Here is an 18,178-nt window from a genome sequence, read left to right as displayed (position 1 = left end):
CCTTCGGGGTCAAAGGTCCCGCGAACGGTGCCAGAGGGTGCCGTCGGGGCCCACGACGAAGACGTCGACCCTGCCCGGGTCCGAGCTCACGAGGATGGGGTCGCCGCCGATGTCGACGGCGAGCGTCGCCCACGCGGTCTGCCCGGGCCACCAGCTGCCCGCGCCCCACTCCTTGTAAAGCAATCGACCGTCGGTGCTCCGGGCGACGACGTGGAGGTGGCCGACGTCCGACGAGGCCACCGACGGGGGCCCCGCGAGGCTGCCGCCCATGTCGTACCAGTCGGTCTGGCTGGGCGACCAACCCGCCGCCTCCCAGACCTTGTTGTACGCGCGGCCGTCGGCGCCGCGGCCGACGATGTCGAGGTGGCCGGCGCCCCACGAATCGACGACCGGGGTCTCGGCGAACTGCTCGCCGCCGAGGCCCTGCCAGCCCGTCTGGGAGGGCCACCAGCCGGCCGACGCGTTGTAGACCTTGTTGTACGCCCGCTTGTTCGCGTCGAGCGCGATGACGTCGATATGCCCGGCGCCCCACGAGGCGGCCGTCGGCGCCGAGCCCATCGTGCCAAGGTCGTTCCAGCCAGAGGGAGAGGGCGACCACTGGCCCGTCGAGGTCGACCACGACTTGTGCAAGACCTTGCCCGACGCGCCCAGCGTGAACACGTCGAGCGAGCCCGGGTCGGGCGAGACGGCGACCGGCGGCGCCGAAGCGGGGCCCCCGAGAGAGTCCCACGTGGTCTGCGAGGGCCACCAGCCGGCGAGGACAGGGTCCCACACCTTATGGTAAATCGAGCTGTCGTTGCCGAGCATGAAGGCGCTCAGGTGGTCGCCCCGCCTGACGAGCGCCGGCGCGCTGCTCGACGAGCCGCCGAGGCCCGCCAGGCCGAGCTGCGACGGCCACCACGAGGGGGGCGAGCCGGGGATCTGCACCTTGTTGCCGAAGGTGGCGTCGGCGTTCCTGACGACGAGATCGAGCTGGCCCGACGGCTTTGTCGCGGCGGCCGGCAGCCCCCTCACCCCGGCGCCGACGCGCTCCCAGTCGCCCCAGCCTCTGCCGATGCCGAGCGCGGGCCTCTTGCCCCGGGCGCCGGCGAACCACGACGAGTCGACGTCGTGGGTCAGGACGCGCTTCACCTGCTCGACCTGCGAGTCGCTGAGCGACCAGCGGTCGCCGGTGTAGCCCGGATCGTAGTTGTAGCTCATGACGTTGGCGCCGAGCTTCGGCGCCGACGGCGTGTGGCCGGGCAGCGTGAAGCCGAGCCCCTTCAGGCCGTCGTCGCCCGTATAAAGGATGTCGCAGGCCGAAGGGAAGCTGACGCAAAGGCACGTCTGGCTGTAACCGGGGTCGACCTGGTTGCAGTCGGCGTACTCGAAGCCCGTGCGCGGCACGGCCAGGCGCAACGCGCCGTCGGGCTCGGCCGGGGGGCAGTTGTCGAGCGAGCCGTGGCAGGCGAAGCCGAGCGGGTTCTGCGCCCAGCCGCTGTTGCCCTGGATGGGCCGCAGCGACGATTCGGGGTAGCCCGCGGCCTGCGCTCGGCTCGATAAGTAGACGTTGGTCGTCGTCGCCGGGGGCAGGTCGGCGGGTTTGTAGACGAGGTCCCAGAAGTCGGCGAGCCTGGCCGGGGCGCCGGTCGCGGGGTCCTTCAGGTTGGGGTTCGACAGATCGTAGTTGAGGCCCGCGCCGCGGAACGCGTGCGAGAGGCCCAGGTAGTGCCCCAGCTCGTGGGCGAAGGTGCGGTTGCCAGCGCCCATGTTGTAGCGCTGCATGATGACGCCGTTGCCCTCCCAGGGGTAGGCGCCCCAGGCCTGGCTGCTCGAGCGCACGGTGAAGACGACGATCTCGCGCTCGTCGCCGCAGAGCGAGGCGGCGCGAAAGAGGGCCATCTCTTCCGACTCGGTGCCGCTCAGCCCGGGGGCCGCGCAGCCGGGGTTGAAGGCGACGGGGGGCGCCGACGAGGGGGGCGAGGGCCAGGCGTAGCTGCCGCCGAGCTCGGTGAAGGTCGGGCTCGTGACGACGACCGACGCCGCCAGCGAGAAGCGAATGCCCGCCTTGACGAAGACGGCGTTCGCGCCGGCAATCTGCTCGTTCAGGGCGGCCCGGCCGAGAGAGTCGTCGGTGCCGTCGACGAACTGAACGAACCGGACCGGGATCTCGCGGTGGATGACGGTCGTCGAAGACGACAGCCCCGCCGAGACCTCGGCGGCGGGGGCGGCGTCGGGCGCGGGTTCGAGATCGGCGCCGGGGGCGCCGCACGCCGTATACAGGAGAATGGGCGCCGGAAGCGCGCGTGCAACGAAAGACAGGTGAGTCGGCCGAAGTGTCATCGGGGGTTCCTTGGGTGCGTGGGAAGACGGCGCCCGGAACGGGTCGGGGCGGCGCGCGCCCCCGCGAAGGGGCGGGCGGCGCGGGGCTCGCCCTGCCGTCGTAGTGAGGCATTGGTAACCGCCGGCGGACGAACCGTCGATTCGCAATACGCGCCCAGGCCCGTGCAAAAATGCACGCACCGCCTCGGGCGGAACCATCCGCCCCCTCGCCCTCGTGAACGTGTCGGCCCCGGATGGCCTCTCGGCGTCGTGCCGTTGAATTGCCGCTGTTCGCGGCAGCGCGACGTCAGGGGGGACAGGGGCCCGTGGCGTTCCCTTCCTCGCGGACGCTGCCGACATGCTCGAGGCCCGCGACGAACGCCGCGATCTCACAGCTCGTCAAGCGCTGGTTGCCCGTGACATCCATCGAAGAGATGGACCGGGCGCCCAGGCCGCGAAGCGTCGTGAGCGCCAGGTTGTCCTTGATGATCAGGCTCTGGAGCTCGCTCGCATCCTCGAGTCCCGTGAGATCGAGCAAGGCGTCGTTGTCCGTGACGACGAGGTGGCTCATCCGCTCGATCCCGCGTAAAGCATCGATATCGACGAGCCGAGGGTTGTCTTCGAGGATCACCCCCACGTTGGCCCCCGTGTCCCCCGAGCTCAGGGGACCAAGCCCGTCGAGGGTGGTGAGCGCGAGGTTGTTGACGATGCTGATCCCGCTCTCCACGAAGCGGAGCCCGCTCAGGCCCTCGAGGCTCGTGAGCCGCGGGTTGTGAGCGACCTCCAGGATGAAGAGCCCCGAGATCTGCTCGACGCCCGTGAGGCTCACGAGCTCGGGGTTATCCGCCACGGAGAGCCTGACCAGCTCGGAGACGCCGGCGAACGCCGACAGGTCCGTGAGCGGGAGATGGTACAGGTACAGCTCCCCGAGGCGCGTCACCCGACCGATGTCGATGCTGGTGAGCTTCGGATTGCCGATCAGATGAAGCGAGAGCGGCGGGTCCTGGTCCGGGCGAAGCTGCGCGAAGGCGCTCACGCTGACGAGCTCCGGATTCCCGTCGATGACGACGTGCTCGACCGCGCGCAGCGCGGGCGCGCCGTCCAGGCTGACCAGCGCGGGATTGGAGCTCACATTGAGTGAGCCCAGCGATTCGAGCGAGGTGAGCCCCGTCAGATCCGCGAGCTCCGCGTTCCCCGCGATATCGAGGAAGCCCACATGAACGAGGCTCTCGAGGCCCTCGAGCGAGCTCAGATTTTCATTCACCCACAGGCGCAGGTTGTCGGCGGTCCGGAGCTTCTCGAGCCCTTCGAGCGAGCTCAAATTTTGGTTCTCCTCCAGCTCCAGGATCCCGACGCTCTCGAGCGCCTCGAGCCCCTTCAAGCTGACGAGCCCGTCGTTCCTCAAGATGCGGAGCCCGTCGAGCTGGGATGCGTTGATCCCCTCGAGGCTCGTGAGCGCATCGTTGTCGATCAGCATGATCGCGCCCTGGCGCAGGTTGCCGAGCGCGCTCAGGTTCGCGAGCCGAGCGTTCGCCTCGAGCCAGAGCACTCCCGCCTCGACCTCCTCGAAGCCTGACAGGGACTCGAGGGAAGCGTTGTGGGCGACATACCAGGTGTGCGCCTTCACCGCGACGCCCGCGACGCTCTCGAGGAGCGGGTTCTCGGAGACCATGATGGTACCCGCGACCTCCTCCAGGCTGCGCAGCCCATCGAGGTTGCGCAGCGCTGGATTGTCCGAGATCGTGAGGTTACCGTCGATGGTCGTCAGACATTCCAGCGGGGACAGGTCGGTGACGCGGCGGGTGATCTCGAGCGTGCCGCGGAGCGCGGTCACCCCGCGCAGTTGCTCGAGCTCCGCCTGACTCGTGACGAGCACGCTGCCCTCGCGAACCTCGGGATCGCAGCCTTGCACGCACGTCCCACCGCCGCAGTCGTCGGTGCAGTACCACGTTCCGGTCGCGGGGTCGCACTCGCAGCTCGACGGCGTGCAGCCCTCGTCGACGCAGGTCTGACCCGCGGGGCAGCCCTGGGCCTTGCAGCCGGCGGGGTTCGGGCCGCGACACGCGGGCTCGTCCGGCACGCACGTCCCGCCGCCGCAGTCGTCGGTGCAGTACCAGGTTCCGGTCGCGGGGTCGCACTCGCAGCTCGACGGCGCGCAGCCCTCGTCGACGCAGGTCTGCCCCGCGGGGCAGCCCTGGGTCTTGCAGCCGGTGGGGTCCGGGCCGCGACACGCGGCGCCGGCGCCGCTCGATGAGCTCGATCCGTTGCCAGCGCCGGAGCTGCTGGTGGCGTCGCCGCCGCCGTCTCCTCCTGCGCCGCTGCCGAGAGAAGATATCCCGCACGCAGCGACGAGCAGCGAGAGCGCCGAGGAGCAACAGAGCGTGGATACGGTGTTCAAGGGCCTCATGGCAAAGCCTCCTGCCGTATCAATCTCCGGTATCGCTCCTCCGGATCACGGTTTCTTCGCGCGCGCCCATCCCGGCGGCCGACTCGACGCGATCGACGTGCGGGCTGCCGGGGTGCGCTTCGAGGAAGCGGCGCGCCGCCGCGCGCGCGCCCGCGCGATCTCCCTTGCTCGCCAGCGCCTCGACGCGGATCGCGGCGGCCTCGTCGGCGAGCTGCGCGCCGGCGAACTCGCGCGCGTGGCGATCCAGCAGCGCGAGGGCGGCCGCCGGATCGCCGCCCCGCAGCGCGCGCCGCGCGGTGTCGAGCAACGCCAGCTCGGAGGCCAGGGTCGATGTGTTCCTCCCGGGCGCGCGCGGGCTGCTCGCGGCCGGGGCGGCCTTCGCCAGCGCCGCTGGATCCGGGGCAGCTGGCCCCGGGGCGGCTGGCCGGGACAGGGGCGGGCCGTCGCCGACGCGCGCGCGCTCCTCCGCGACGTGCTGCGGCTCCGCCTCTGCGGCGCCGGAGGTCGGCGGCGGGGCGAGCGCTGCCGGCGCCCTGGCGGGCGGGGCTGCCGGCGCTGCCGGCGCGGTGGGCGCCTCGTGCGAGCGCCGCGCCGGCGCCGTCACGCCGGTCCATTGCACGACCCCGAGCGTGAGGACGCCCGCGAGCGCGCCCATCCCGAGCGCGCTCACGATGCCGCCTCCGCTGGCCGCGCCCGCCACGTGCAGCGCAGCCCCAGCGGCCGCGCCGCCCGCCCCGGCGCCGCCCGCCCCGGCGCCGCCCGCGGCCGCGCCGCCCGCCGCGGCCCCAGCGGCCGCGCCGCCCGCCCCGGCGCCGCCCGCCCCGGCGCCGCCCGCGGCCGCATTCCCCACGACCGCGCCGCCCGAGCTCGCGGCCGCGCCGCCCGCCCCCGCCTTGGCCGCGCCGCCCGCGAGCGTCGCGGCCGTCGCGACGCCGAGCGCGGCGAGCGTACGCCTCGTCAGGCCGCTCGGCGGGCTCTCGTCGAGCGCCGCGCGGAGGAGCGCCGTCTGCAGGTCACCCTCCTTCTTGTCCAGGAGGCGCTCGGGATCGGTCATGGCGATTCTCCTCGATGATGGGCCCGCGCCTCCAGCCGCTTCACGGCGGCCTGGAAGTGCTCGCGCGCGCGACGAAGACGGGACGCGACCGTGCCCGCCGGGAGCTCGAGCAGCGCCGCGATGGCCGCCGTCGTCAGCTGCTCCAGCTCGAACAGCACGAAGACCGCGCGCAGATCGAGCGGCATCGTGTCGAGGATGGCGTCGAGCGTCGCGCGGGCGCGCGCGCGATCCATCATCTCCTCCGGGCCCGGCGCCGGGTCGACGCGCTCGTGGGGCTCGTCCTCCAGCACTTCCCGGCGCCGCTGCTGTGTCCTCCGCGCGCGCGAGGCGATCCGCAGCGCCGTGCTGAACAGGAACGCAGGCTCCCGGCCCGCCTCGATGTCCCCGAGCCGCCGGGCCGCCACGAGGAACACCTGCTGTACCGCGTCCTCCGCGTCCGCGCGCGGCACGCCGAGCCGCACGAGCGAGCGCCAGACGAAGGCCGAGTGCTGCGTCACGAGCGCGGCGAGGCGCCCGGGCGCCGCCCGGCTCTCGGGTGGAACGGCGGCGGGGAGCTCCGCCAGGGTCAGCGCTTCACCACGGCTCACGCCTCGTGGAATCTCCGGATCCAGGCGACCCGATCATCAAAACGACAGGCCGGCGCCGGCGCGCAGCGTCCAGGTGACCGCGGGCACCTCGTGGAGGAGGAGCGCGGGGCTCTCGAGCACGAACGAGCGCCGCACCAGCGGGAGCTGCGGGCCGCCTTGCAGGTCGACCTCCACGCGCGCCCCGAGCGAGGCGGTCGCGCGCGCGAGGAGCCCGAGGCTGGCCCAGGGCACCGTGGCCTGCTTCGCCTCGGCGATCGCCTCGCCGACCAGCCCGGCGCCGCGGAGGAAGCCGCCCTCGGCGCCCACGCAGGGCGCGAGCGCGAGCCAGCGCGCCGGACGGACCAGGTCCGCGCAGGCGTCGAGCCGGCCGATCCCGCGGGTGAACCGAGCGCGGCCCGGCCCGACGTCGACGGCGCCCGTGGCGGCCAGCTCGACGGCGCCGCGGAGCGAGACGTCGAGCCCCACATCGGCGCGCAGCTCGACGAAGGGCCCCCCGCCGAGGAGGGCGCCAGGGGTGACCCCGGACGCCGCGCTCGCGTGGAGGCCGAGCGCCCACCGGCGCTCCTCGGGCAGCGGCTGCCGCGGGGGGGTCCAGGAGACATGGGCGGCCGGTGACGGCGGGCGGATCGGCGCGGGCGCGGCGCGCGCGGCCGCTGCCGGTGAGGCCAGGGGGGCGGCGGGCGGCGGCGCGGCGGCGGGGGGCGGGCTCGGCGATCCCGGCGCTTCGCCGGCGGCGGCTTCCGTCGCGCCGGTGGGGTCCGCCGCCCCGCCGAGGGCAGCCGCCCCGCCGAGGGTAGCCGCCCCGCCGAGGGCCGCCGCCCCGCCGAGGGCTGCCGCCCCGCCGAGGGCTGCCGCCCCGCCGACGGGCGCCGCTCCGCCGGGAGCCGGCTCGTCGGTCGAGCGCGGCTCAGCGGCCGGCGGCTGCCGATCGAGGGACGCGGTGGGGTCGACCCGGAGGGCCGCGATGAGCGCCAGGGCCGCGACGACCTCCGCGCACGTGGCGCCGCCGACCTCGCGGACGCGCGCCCCCTCCCCTGCGCCGAGGGTGATCCTGCCGCGGGTAGCGCCCGCGCTCCGGGTGATGCGCACGCGCACCACGAGCGCCGCCTCGTCCGGCGCGGCGGCGCGGGCGCGGCTCGTGCGCGCGGTCAGCTCGCGCAGGAACACCTCGGCGCTGGGACAGCCCTCGTGCGCCTCGTAGCTGATGCGCAGCGGCTGGACCTCCGCCCGCGCGTCCGCCCCGGCCAGGGCGCCGGTGAGCACGGCGGCGGCCACGAGACGGCGCGGGTGGAGCACGGCGCTCCCGGAACATCGCACGGCGGCGCAGCGTACACGAGCCGCCGCGCGTGGCGGCGCCGATGCGACCGCCGTCGCGACGGGCCGCAGCGCCGCGCCAGGGGGGCTCTCTTCCGCCGTGCCCCTGTTCACGGCTGCCGGGCGAGGCCTCATCCCATCTATCACGTTGATCGAGCGAGAAATGAACCGCCGAGGCGCCAAGATCTCGTCTCCTTCTTGGCGTCCTTGGCGCCTTGGCGGTTCGAAGCTCTGCTCGTTTCAGGCGGGTTCGACCCGTTTGTTGCTCCGGGGCGCTCAGGTCGTCTTCGGCTTGTGGGTGGCGAAGAAGAGCCCCGGCAGCACGAGCGCCGCGCCGAGCCAGTGATAGAAGGCCAACGCCTCTCCGAGGAGCAGCCAGGCCATGACGGCGGTGTAGACCGGCGCCAGATAGAGCAGCAGGCCAGTGCGGCTGGGGCCGAGATGCTGGGTGATGTAACCGTACGTGGCGTAGGCCCCGACGCCCGGGACGAGGACCAGGGTCAGCACGGCGGCGATGGTGCGTAGATCGAAGTCCGGCGAACCGCGGGTGACGAGCTCCCAGCCGAGCAGCGGCAGCATGACGATCACCCCGGCCAGCGCGATCGCGGCGAGCCGCGCCGTGACCCCCAGCGGATCGGGCCAGCGCTTCAGCAGCACGGTGTAAAGCGCCCAGGAGACGGCGCAGACGAGGATGATCAGATCGCCGGCGCTGAAGCGGAGCGAGAGCAGCGCCGCCGGGTCGCCGCGCAGCACGATGACGAGCACGCCGGCCAGCGCCAGCGCGGTGCCGAGGCCCTGGCGCCGGCTGAGCCGGTCGCCGAACATGGCCCGCGACAGCAGGATGATGATCACCGGCGAGGCGGCGTAGATCAGGCCGATGTTCGTCGCCGTGGTGGTGGCGGCGCCGAGATAGACGCCGGCGCCGCAGATGCCCATGCCCAGCAGGCCGAGCAGGGCATACCGGGCCCAGTCGCGGCGCAGCGCGGCCCGGCCGCGCCACAGCTCGCGGCCGCAGAAGGGCAGCAGCACGAGCACGACGCCCAGCCAGCGCAGCTCCGCCAGCGCCACCGGCGGGATGAAGTCCGCCGTGGCGCGCGCCAGCACCATGTTGGCCGTGAAGAGCGCCGGGGTGACGAACAGCAGGACGTGGGCGATGCGCTGGTCTCGAGGCTCGGCGGCGCCGAGGGGGGAAGAAGACATTCGCGGCGGACATTAGGCAAGATCCGCTGCCGAGGCCAGGCCGTCCCCCTGACGGCGCCAGGCCGATCCCGTCGCCGCGGCCCACGCCGGCGTGAGCTCCGCGGCGCCGACGCGCGCGGCAGCGGCGCGCGCCGCAGCGCCGGGCCCCTGCGCGCCTCGAGGTGCGGAACGAGGCCAGCGCGCTCTCCACCACCTCGACACGTCGAGACACGAGATCGCGAATGCAGAGCTCGCATGGCCGCCTGGCTGCTCTCGCGGGATCGGGTCGCGCGGAAAGGCGCAGGTCGGGGCCGCCTCCTCCGGACCCGACGCGCCCCGTGTCTCCCCCGGGCGCTCCCGCACGCGTCCAGAACGTGTTCTGGAGCACAGGATTTTCACTAAGCATGTACCAAGGTTGCACAGTACATGAACAAACGGTACTACCCAGCACGCTCACTGGACGACAAAAGTGAGCCAAACAACATCCAACACCGTTCGAAGGCCACCTTCTGGAGGTTCGACCGTGAAGCAAGAACTCCTCCGTTCACCGCACGCGATGCTGGGCGCCGCGCTCGTCGTTTCGGCCCTTGGAGGGCTGGGTGCCTGTCAAGGGGGCGAGGACAAGGCCGCCGCGGAGGCCTTCGTGCCGCCGGGCCGTTGCGTCTACACGAACGCGTTCAGCCAGGCCGAGGAGTGCCGCGATTACACGGGCGAGGGCTGGACGGCGGAGGCCGCGGAGGCCGACTGCAAGGCGCTCCAGGGCTCCACCTTCACGAGGGACGAGCGCTGCGCGTACCCGCAGACGCTCGGCCGGTGCGTGCTCGGCGGCGGGACCGACGACGAGTACAGCCTCGTCTTCCCCGGCGACGACGCGAGCCAGTGCGCCGCGACCCAGCGCGGCTGCGAGACCTTCGGCGGCGGCCAGTTCGAGCCTGCTGCCTGCCAGGGCGCGACGGAGGAGCCCGGCGCCGGCCCTGGCATCGGCACGGGCGGCGCCGTCTTTCAATGGCCCGAGCTCGTCTGTGTCGACCCGATGGAGGGCGAGCCCGCCGGGCAGAGCGACGGCAAGGTCTGCACGTTCGGCGCGATCTCGGGCTGCACCGAGCCCGGCCGCAAGTTCACCGACTATGCGTCGTGCGAGCCGGTCCTCACGCAGCGCCCGTACTGGCCCGCGCCCCCGTCCGATTTCAAGACACCGGCCGACGATCCGCGCCTCTCCGACCCGGCGTGGCTCGCCGAGCTCGACTGGGTGACGGAGCAGACCGAGGCGTGCGGGTGCGTGTGCTGCCACTCGGAGAACGCAGCGCCGGCCGCGGGGACGTCGAACTGGTACATCGAGGCCGGGCCGGTCTGGACCGACAGCTTCCATCCGTCGGGCCTCGCGCTGGCGGCCGGCTGGGTCTCGTCGGCGTCGCTCGGCGCGTATCCGCCGGATCAGAACAACGGCTTCTCCCGCGACACCGCCGGACTTCCCACCACGGACCCGGAGCGCATGATCGCGTTCTTCGAGGGCGAGCTCGAGCGCCGCGGCTTCACGAGGGAGGATTTCGCGGACATGACCCCGTTCGGCGGGCCGCTCCACGAGCAGAGCCTTCATGTGCCGAGCGATTGCGCGGCGGGCGAGGGCGTGGACGCCGCGGGCAAGATCACCTGGGCCGGCGGCGGCGCCCGCTACGTCTTCGTCCTGTCGGCGGACGCGGAGAACCCGGGCGCGCCGCCCAACCTCGACCTGCCCGAGGGGACGATCTGGCGGCTCGACGTGCCGGCGAGCGCCGAGCCGGTGAAGAGCGGTATCACCTACGGCGAGGTCTTGCCGAACACGAAGCAGGGATATCCCGCCGAGGGGAGCCCCGAGGAGCTCGTGCCGGGCACGAAGTACTATCTCTATGTGTGGGCGGACGTCGGCATCCCGATCACGCGGTGCCTCTTCGAGGTCGCGCCCTGAGAGAGAGCGCCTGAGGCGCGGCCCCCCGCCCTCTCCGCGCGGGAGAGAGAGGTGGGCCGTGGCCCTGCTCGGTCGCCTCGCGCGCGGCGAGCGCCGGGCTCAGGGCGCCGCCGGCGGGCTTTGCCCTGCGCCACGCGCCTCGTTGAAGCGGTAGATCACCGTCCCCAGGGCATGAACGTGCCCCGTCGCCGGGCTCGTGACGGTGACGTCGACCCAGCTCACGCGGTCCTTGCGCGCGCGGACGGCGGCGCGCGCGCGAAGCTCCGCCGCCGGCAGCGGCCCCAGGATCTGGGCGTGCAAGGCGATGGTGGCGCCACCTGCCGCGGCCGTGGTCGGGGCGGCGGTCCACGGGCACGTCGCGCCCGCCGCGTCGAGGAGCGAGAGGACCGCGCCCTCGTGCACGCGGCCGTCGCTGTCGAGGTTGGCGGGCGCCGCGCTCAGCGAGAGCGCGACGGCCCCGCGCGCCGAGCCCGCGAGGCGCACGCGCCGGCGCGACAGAAAGGGGCTGGCCGCGATGGCCTCGTGGATCGCGCTCACGATCTCGGGCGCCGCGCCGTCCAGCGGGCCCGGGGGCGGTCCATCGATCTCCGCCGCGCCCGGCGAGATGCCCTGACGGACGATCGAGGACGCGAGGGCGATCGCATGGCCGTCGGCGTCGGTGACCCGCGTCTCGAAGAACTCGAGCTCGCGCGCCTGGCGCACGGATCGGGTCTCGGCCACCACCGGTTTGCGGGCCGCGCGGACATAGTCGATGTGCAGCGATACGGTGCAGAGCTCCGCGGCGGCCGCCCCGCGCGCGCGCATCGCCGAGAACGTGGAGATGGGCACCAGCGACGCCAGGGCGCCGCCGTGGAGGTGCCCGTACATCGTGTTGCGCTCCTCGAACGGCAGGGCGAGGGCCACGGCGGCCTCGCTGGATTGCAGCGTGACCGCGAGGTCCTGCGCGTAAGGCGCGTCGATGGGCGACGGGGAGGTCTCGTTTGTCATGTGGGCTCCTCGATGTGGTTACCGCGGGTCAGAAACCCCGCCCTGCCCCCGCTGCACATGGTGTGACGGATCCACGAAGCGGCTCGGAATTCAAGAGAGAGGCGGCTGCTCCGGCCCTGCGGGATCCACCGCATGCGCCGGACGTACCGCTTCGACCCAGCAGAACTGGAGAGATGAGCGATGCCCTCAGCAACCCATGAAGCCCTTGTAGAGCTGTTCAAGAACCGGCCCACGCTGGCCGCCGAGATGCTGCACGACGCGCTCGGCCACCCGGTCCCGACCTTCACGGAGGCGCGCGTCGTGTCCTCCGATCTCACCGAGGTCGTCCCCTCGGACCGCCGGGCGGACGTCATCGTCGTGCTGCTGGTCGGCGAGCAGCAGCAGCCCGCGATGGCGCTCGTGGTCGAGGTCCAGCTCGGCGTGGACCCGGACAAACCGTATGCCTGGCCGGTGTACGTCACCCAGACGAGGGCGCGGCACCGCTGCCCGACCCGGCTGCTGGTCGTGACCATCGACGCCGCGATCGCGCGGTGGTGCGCGCGGCCCATCGAGACGGGCCACCCCGGCTTGACCTTGACGCCGCTGGTGCTCGGGCCCGAGGGCGTCCCGGTCGTCACAAACGCCGAGCAGGCGAAGGCGGCGCCCGAGGTGGCCGTGCTCTCGGCGATGGCACACGGGCAGGGTGAGGCGGCGGAGGCGATCGGCGCGGCGTTCCTTGCGGCAGCAGCCGGGCTCGATGAGGAGCGCCGCACCATGTACTGGGACCTGGTGCTATCCTCGCTGAACGCAGCGGCGAGGCGGACGTTGGAGGCGATGATGAAGAGCGGATACGAGTTTCAGAGCGAATTCGCGCGCAGCTACGTGGCGAAGGGCGTGGAGAAGGGCCGTCAGGCAGGGATCCTCGAAGCCAAGGCTCAGGACGTGCTCGCTGTCCTCGAGGCCCGCGGGCTTGAGGTCCCCGCGGACGTGAAGGAGCGCGTCCTCGCGAGCACCGACCTCGCCGAGCTCGATCGCTGGATCCGCCGCGCCGCGGTGATCAGCGACGCCCGGGAGCTCCTCCCCACCACCGGCTCCTGACGCCGCGGGCCCCAGGAGGCCATGCGCGTCGCCGTTCTCCCGTACACCCGGGCTCCCCCTCCGAAGCCCCGCGCCCTGACACCGGGCAATCCCAGGACAGCGAGAAGCCCTCGCCCCCGGAGATGAACCCGGGCGCCGATGTCCTGTAGCCTCGCCACCGTGGATCCGTCCGACCCCGTCGCCCGGTACCTGCCGACCCTCGGGCGCGCCCGCGCGGACGGCCTCGCGCTGCCGCCCGGCGACCCGGCCGAGGAGCGCCGCGTCGCCGCGCTCGTCGTGCTCGCGTCGATCGTGCGGCGCGAGGGCTGGGCCGAGGTCGTCGACCTCAGCCCGCTGGCCGCGGAGCAGCTCGAGCGGGGCGAGCCGCCGCTGCCCGACGCCTTCGAGGCCCGCGTCCACCGGCGCCTGGCCGAGGACCTCGGCCTCCCGCGCTGCACCGCGTGCCTCGGCGCCGCCGCAGGGTCCGCGGGCGTGGGGCCCGCTGCCGCAGGCTCCGCGGGCGCGGGGCCCGCCACCGCAGGGTCCGCCGGCTGCGCGTCCTGCATGGGCGCCGGCCGCCTGCGGCGCGTTCGCCTGCGCCACGTCCACGACCGCCTCATCGAGGTGCGCGAGCTCTACGCCCCGCCCGAGATGGCCTTCGTCCCCGCGCTGTTCTCGTTCGAAGGCACCCTGAAGCGCTCGCTCGGCGCCGCCGATCCCCCCGAGCCCCTGCGCTGCCTCGACCTCCGCCCCCGCGCGGCGCGCACGGCCTACCGGGGCGGCGGCAATCGGGTGGTGGAGCCGGAATTTTACAACCATCGCTTTGCCGGCACGATCGAGAGCGCGACGGCCGCCCTCGCAGCGCTCGCCGCCGGCGGCCGCGTCGTGGCGCAGGCGGTGCGCGCCTACGCATGGCCGCTGCTCTGGCTGCGCTATGGCCCCGGCGAGCCCGCGCGCGACGTGGTGGTCTTCCCCGACCTCACCGGGGCGCTCCAGGTCTTCGCGGGCGCGGCCCAGGGCGGGCGCGAGGGGGCCCCGCGGGAGAAGCAGACCGCCCGCGGGTAGGCAGGGGCCTCACGCGGCGGCCGTCGGCTGCGACCCCGGCCCGGGGCGGATCCCCGGCTCCCCCTCCTCCACCCTGCCCTTCGCGGGATCGAACGACCGCCCCGTCGCCCAGCGGCCCCGGGTGGCATCGAGGGACCGGCCGGCTCATGCGCCGTGGGCCGATGCCTTCAGGGTGACGGGGCCGAGGTGCTGTGTCTGGACGAGCGTGCGTCGGAGGGAGATCGACCGCCGGGGCGAGCGGAGCGCGCCGTCACGGCACGACGTTGAGCATCCCCATCATGCCGGCGTCGGCGTGATCGAGGATGTGGCAATGGAACATCCACATGCCAGGCCGGTTGTCGTAGCGCACGACGAAACGCGTCGTGCCGTCGACACGCACGTCCACCGTGTCCTTCCACGCGAGCGGCCTGACAGGCTGGCCGTCGTCGCCGAGCACCTGGAAGAAGAAGCCGTGCAGATGGAACGGATGGGCGAACTGCATCGTGTTCTCGACCGTCCACACAGAGGTCTCGCCCACCGCCGCCACGAGCGGCTCCGCCTCCCACGAGGGCACGCCGTTGATGCCGAGCACGAGGTCGCCCGGGCCCTCCTGCTGCGTGAGCTGCAGATCGACGCGCCTCGCCCCCGCCGTGTCGAGCGGCGAGATGGCCCTCCCGATCGCCGGGAGCGGCTCGTCCTCGGCCGCGGGCTCGTCCGCGAGGCGGAGGCGGAAGGCCTCGACCTCGGGCCGCGCGAAGGTGCTGCCGTAGCCGCGATCGTAAGGCACCCAGCGCACCGGGAGCGTCGCGCCAGGGGCGCCGCGCGGCTCGATCAACACGTCGGCGCGCTCGCCGGGGGTCAGCACGATGCGGTCCTCCTCGACCGGGTGCTCCAGCAGGCCGCCGTCGCCGCCGATGCGGAGGAAGCGGTGGTCGTCGAGCACGAGCTGGAAATACCGTGATCTGGCCGCGTTGACGAGCCGCCACCGCTGCCGCAGCCCGGCGCGCGCCCCGATCACCGGGTTGACGCGGCCGTTGACCAGCAGGGCGCCGCCCTCGCGCCCGAACAGCGTGCCGAAATTGCCGCCCTGGTCCGGCGGTGACAGCGCGCCGTCGTCCTCCAGGCTCATGTCGCTCAGCACGAGGACGAGCTCGTCCCCGAGCGCCGCCGGCTCGGCCGGATCCTCGACGAGCAGCGCGCCGTACAGGCCATTGCCCGCCTGCGCGGCCGAGTCGACGTGCGGGTGATACCAGTAGAGCCCCGCGTCGGGGACGACGAAGTCGTAGGTGAAGCCGCCGCCCGGCGCCGTCTCGGGCTGGCTGTGCCCGGGCGCGCCATCCATCTGCGCCAGCAGCCGCACGCCGTGCCAATGAATCGTCGTCGGCGCCGGGAGCTCGTTGCGGAAATTCACGATCACCCGATCTCCGACCCGGGCGCGGATCAGCGGGCCTGGGAGCCCGCCGTCGTAGGTCCACGCCGACGTCTTCTTGCCGGGGACGATCTCCACCTCCGCGACGCGCGCCGTCAGATCGATCTCGACGACGTCGGCCCTCGAATCGCGATCCACCGCGCGGGGGAGCGCCACCGCGCTGTCCCACCCGTCGGGCTGCGAGGCGGGATCACCCGCGCAGCCCGCCGCGGCGGCCACCAGCAAGGGGCAGAGACGAAGCGTCGTGTTCTCGATCGACATGATGCGGGGCCGAGCTTACCACCAACGTCCAGGGCCAAAAAGGACGCCGTACCCGCAAATTCTGCCGTTCTGGCGCCGCGTGACACGCTGCGTGACGAGGCGATCCGGCGCTATCTCGGCCAGGTGAACCGGAAGGTGGCGCCCTGGCCAGGCGTGGACTCGACCCATACCCGGCCGCCCCGCGTCTCGATGATCTTCTTGACCACCGAGAGGCCGATGCCGGCCCCCTCGACCTTGTCGCGGGCCTCCAGCGTCTGGAAGATGCCCCAGATGCGGTCGTGGTACTCGGGCGCGATGCCCGGGCCGTTGTCGGTGACGGCGAACTCGTACGCATCGTCCACCATCCGGAAGCCGAGCCGGACGAGCGGATCGGGGCGCGCCAGCGTCGAGAACTTGATGGCATTGGCGAGCAGGTTCATGAACACCTGCTGGAGCGGCACCCGCTCGGCCATCAGCGTGGGCAGCCCCGGCTGCACCGCGATCCGGACGTGATCCGGCGGCGCGAGGAGGTCCAGCACGTCCTTGACCATCGCCGCCGTGTCCACCGGCGCGGCCGCCTCGCGCACCCGCCCCGCGCGGGAGTAGGCGAGGATGCCGTCGATCAGCGCCTCCATGCGGTGGACGCGCCCGAGCAGCAGCCGCACGTGCTCCTGCGAGCCGGGCGAGAGCTGCTCGCCGACGTCCTCCTGGATCCACTGCGCCAGGCTCGCGATGCCGCGGAGCGGCGCCTTCAGGTCGTGCGACGTGACGTAGGCGAACCGGTCGAGCTCGCGGTTCGACTGCTCGAGCGCCTGCGTGAGGCGCGCGAGCTCCGCGGCCCGCTGCTCCGCCTGCTGGCGCGCGCGCACCATGTCCGTGACCTCGATCGCGTGGGTCATCACGCCGAAGGCGCTGCCGTCCTCCCCGATCAGCGGCTGGTAGACGAAGTTGAAATACGTGTCCTCCGTCTGCCCGAAGCGCTCGACCCGCACGAGCGCCTCGTTGCCTACGTAGGGCTCGCGCGTGGCGAGCACGTGGTCGTACAGCGCGGGGAAGCCCTGGTCGACGAGGTCCGGGAACGCCTCCCGCACCGTCCTGCCGAGCAGCGGGCGCTCCCCTGTCACGCGCGCATAGAGGGGGTTGGCGGCCTCGATGACGTGCGTGGGCCCGCGCGTCACCATGATCGCCGCCGGCGCCTGCAGGAACACGTCGTTCAGCCGGTTGCGCTCGTGCTCGAGCTCCTTCTGGAGCCGGTGCTGCTCGGTGATGTCGCGCGCGGTGAGCACCACGCCGATCCGCCGGCCGCCGTCGCCGTAGACCGGCACGGCGCTGCCCTGGATGCGGCGCGGCGGCGCGCCGGGGCTCCGCACGATCCACGCCTCGTCGATCACCCGCTCGCCCCGCTGCGCCCGCGCCGCGGGCAGCTCCTCGGCCGGGTACGGCGTGCCGTCCAGCCGCTCCAGCGGGAGCCGCTCCTGCTGCTCGGCGGGCGTCGCCCCGGCGCGGAGCTCGGGATAGAGGGCGCGCGCCATGTCGTTGAGGAAGTTGACCCGGCCCTCGCAGTCGAAGGTCACCACCGCGTCCGCGATCTGCCCCAGCATGGCCGCCCGCTCCGCCGCGAGCTCCTCGACGCGCTTGCGGGCGAGCACCTGCTCCGTGGTCTCCACCGCGTGCGCCATGATGCCGAAGACGCTCCCGCCCGCGTCCTTCAGCGGCTGATACACGAAGTCGAGGTAGACGTCGTCCAGCGCGCCGTCGCCGCGGCGATCGAGCTTCACGAGCGCGTCGTGGGCGACGAACGGCTTGCCGCTCTGCCGCACCGAGTCGAGGAGCTCCTGGAACCCCTGGTCCACGACCTCGGGCAGCGCCTCGCGCAGCGGCTTGCCGACGAGGTCGCGCCGGCCGACGAGCTGGAGGTAGCGCGGGTTGGCCACGGTGAAGGTGTGCTCCGGCCCCTCGAGCACGGCGATGATCGCCGGGACCTGCATGAACACCTCGTAGAGGCGCTCGCGCTCCGCCTTGGCCTCCGCCAGCGCGCGGTCGCGCTCGCTCCGCGTCCGCACCTCCTGGGTGACGTCAAAGACCGTGACGAGGACGCCGCCCACCGCGCCGGACTCGTCGCGGACAGGGTTGTAGCAGAGCGTGAGGTAGTGCTCCTCGACGTGGCCGCGCGGCGCGAGCGGGTACATCGTCTCCTTGAAGGAGACCGTCTCGCCCTGGAAGACGCGCGGATAGATGCCCTCGTTGATGTGCCAGACCTCGGGCCAGCACGCGCGGTTCCCCTGCCCGAGCCCGGCCGGGTGCTTGTCGCCCATGAGGAGCCGGTATCCGTCATTATAGATCTGCACGAGCTCAGGCCCCCAGAGCACGATCATCGGGAAGCTCGAGCCGAGCACGATGCTCACGGCGGTCTTCAGGCTCTGCGGCCAGCGCTCGGCGGGGCCGAGCGGCGTCGCGCCCCAGTCCGTGGCCCGGCAGAGCGCGGCCAGCTCGCTCGCGCCCGGAAAGACATCATCGACGGCGGCGCGGCGGCCTCTGCCGTCGGCCGTGTCGCCGTCGGCGGGAGCGAAAGGCGTGGAAGAGGTTGGCTTCATTCCTGGACGTCCGTCCGGACAGACGAGCAAACGCTTCCCTG

The 18,178-nt window shown here is 73.1% G+C and carries 12 protein-coding genes; 3 read left to right on the top strand and 9 right to left on the bottom strand.

The window, feature by feature from the left end; all coding sequences use genetic code 11:
• Positions 1–9 precede the first annotated feature (9 nt).
• The 6 genes from WMF24_RS06845 to WMF24_RS06820 all read right to left on the bottom strand — a co-directional run bounded on the left by WMF24_RS06845 (position 10) and on the right by WMF24_RS06820 (position 8,863).
• Positions 10–2,322: a hypothetical protein gene (locus WMF24_RS06845; protein ID WP_437735550.1), complete on the bottom strand. Its 2,313-nt coding sequence runs from the start codon at positions 2,320–2,322 to the stop codon at positions 10–12.
• 286 nt (positions 2,323–2,608) lie between these two features.
• A complete protein-coding gene (locus WMF24_RS06840; protein ID WP_437735549.1) occupies positions 2,609–4,708 on the bottom strand; it encodes a leucine-rich repeat domain-containing protein in 2,100 nt (699 codons plus the stop codon).
• A gap of 19 nt (positions 4,709–4,727) precedes the next feature.
• Positions 4,728–5,762 carry a hypothetical protein gene (locus WMF24_RS06835; RefSeq protein WP_437735548.1) on the bottom strand — a complete coding sequence of 345 codons (1,035 nt, stop codon included), beginning with the start codon at positions 5,760–5,762 and terminating at the stop codon, positions 4,728–4,730.
• Positions 5,759–6,349, bottom strand: a complete 591-nt coding sequence (locus tag WMF24_RS06830; protein WP_437735547.1) for an RNA polymerase sigma factor — start codon at positions 6,347–6,349, stop codon at positions 5,759–5,761. Before WMF24_RS06830 ends, WMF24_RS06835 begins: the two co-directional genes overlap by 4 nt.
• A gap of 36 nt (positions 6,350–6,385) precedes the next feature.
• Positions 6,386–7,666, bottom strand: coding sequence for a hypothetical protein (locus WMF24_RS06825; RefSeq protein ID WP_437735546.1), 1,281 nt, complete (start codon positions 7,664–7,666; stop codon positions 6,386–6,388).
• 273 nt (positions 7,667–7,939) lie between these two features.
• Entirely contained in the window at positions 7,940–8,863 is a 924-nt protein-coding gene (locus WMF24_RS06820) for a DMT family transporter (RefSeq protein WP_437735545.1), read from the bottom strand.
• Positions 8,864–9,365: 502 nt separating this feature from the next.
• On the opposite strand from WMF24_RS06820, the gene WMF24_RS06815 reads away from it, so the two are divergent.
• Positions 9,366–10,787 carry a proteinase inhibitor gene (locus WMF24_RS06815; protein ID WP_437735544.1) on the top strand — a complete coding sequence of 474 codons (1,422 nt, stop codon included), beginning with the start codon at positions 9,366–9,368 and terminating at the stop codon, positions 10,785–10,787.
• Positions 10,788–10,886: 99 nt separating this feature from the next.
• Here WMF24_RS06815 and WMF24_RS06810 read toward each other — a convergent pair whose 3' ends face one another.
• Complete coding sequence (locus WMF24_RS06810) at positions 10,887–11,774, bottom strand: PaaI family thioesterase (protein WP_437735543.1); 888 nt, start codon at positions 11,772–11,774, stop codon at positions 10,887–10,889.
• Positions 11,775–11,954: 180 nt separating this feature from the next.
• Here WMF24_RS06810 and WMF24_RS06805 point away from each other — a divergent pair, with 180 nt between their 5' ends.
• Together WMF24_RS06805 and WMF24_RS06800 are read left to right on the top strand one after the other, a co-directional pair.
• On the top strand, positions 11,955–12,851 hold the full coding sequence (locus WMF24_RS06805; protein WP_437735542.1) for a hypothetical protein: 897 nt from the start codon (positions 11,955–11,957) through the stop codon (positions 12,849–12,851).
• 159 nt (positions 12,852–13,010) lie between these two features.
• Positions 13,011–13,895 carry a hypothetical protein gene (locus tag WMF24_RS06800; RefSeq protein ID WP_437735541.1) on the top strand — a complete coding sequence of 295 codons (885 nt, stop codon included), beginning with the start codon at positions 13,011–13,013 and terminating at the stop codon, positions 13,893–13,895.
• A gap of 250 nt (positions 13,896–14,145) precedes the next feature.
• Here the strand turns inward: WMF24_RS06800 and WMF24_RS06795 are convergent, their stop codons facing one another.
• Positions 14,146–15,564, bottom strand: a complete 1,419-nt coding sequence (locus tag WMF24_RS06795; RefSeq protein WP_437735540.1) for a multicopper oxidase family protein — start codon at positions 15,562–15,564, stop codon at positions 14,146–14,148.
• 110 nt (positions 15,565–15,674) lie between these two features.
• Positions 15,675–18,137: a PAS domain-containing protein gene (locus WMF24_RS06790; RefSeq protein ID WP_437735539.1), complete on the bottom strand. Its 2,463-nt coding sequence runs from the start codon at positions 18,135–18,137 to the stop codon at positions 15,675–15,677.
• Positions 18,138–18,178 lie beyond the last annotated feature (41 nt).

Source organism: Sorangium sp. So ce1335 (assembly GCF_051521615.1).
Lineage (GTDB): Bacteria > Myxococcota_A > Polyangia > Polyangiales > Polyangiaceae > Sorangium.
This window is presented reverse-complemented; position numbering and strand designations above follow the sequence as displayed.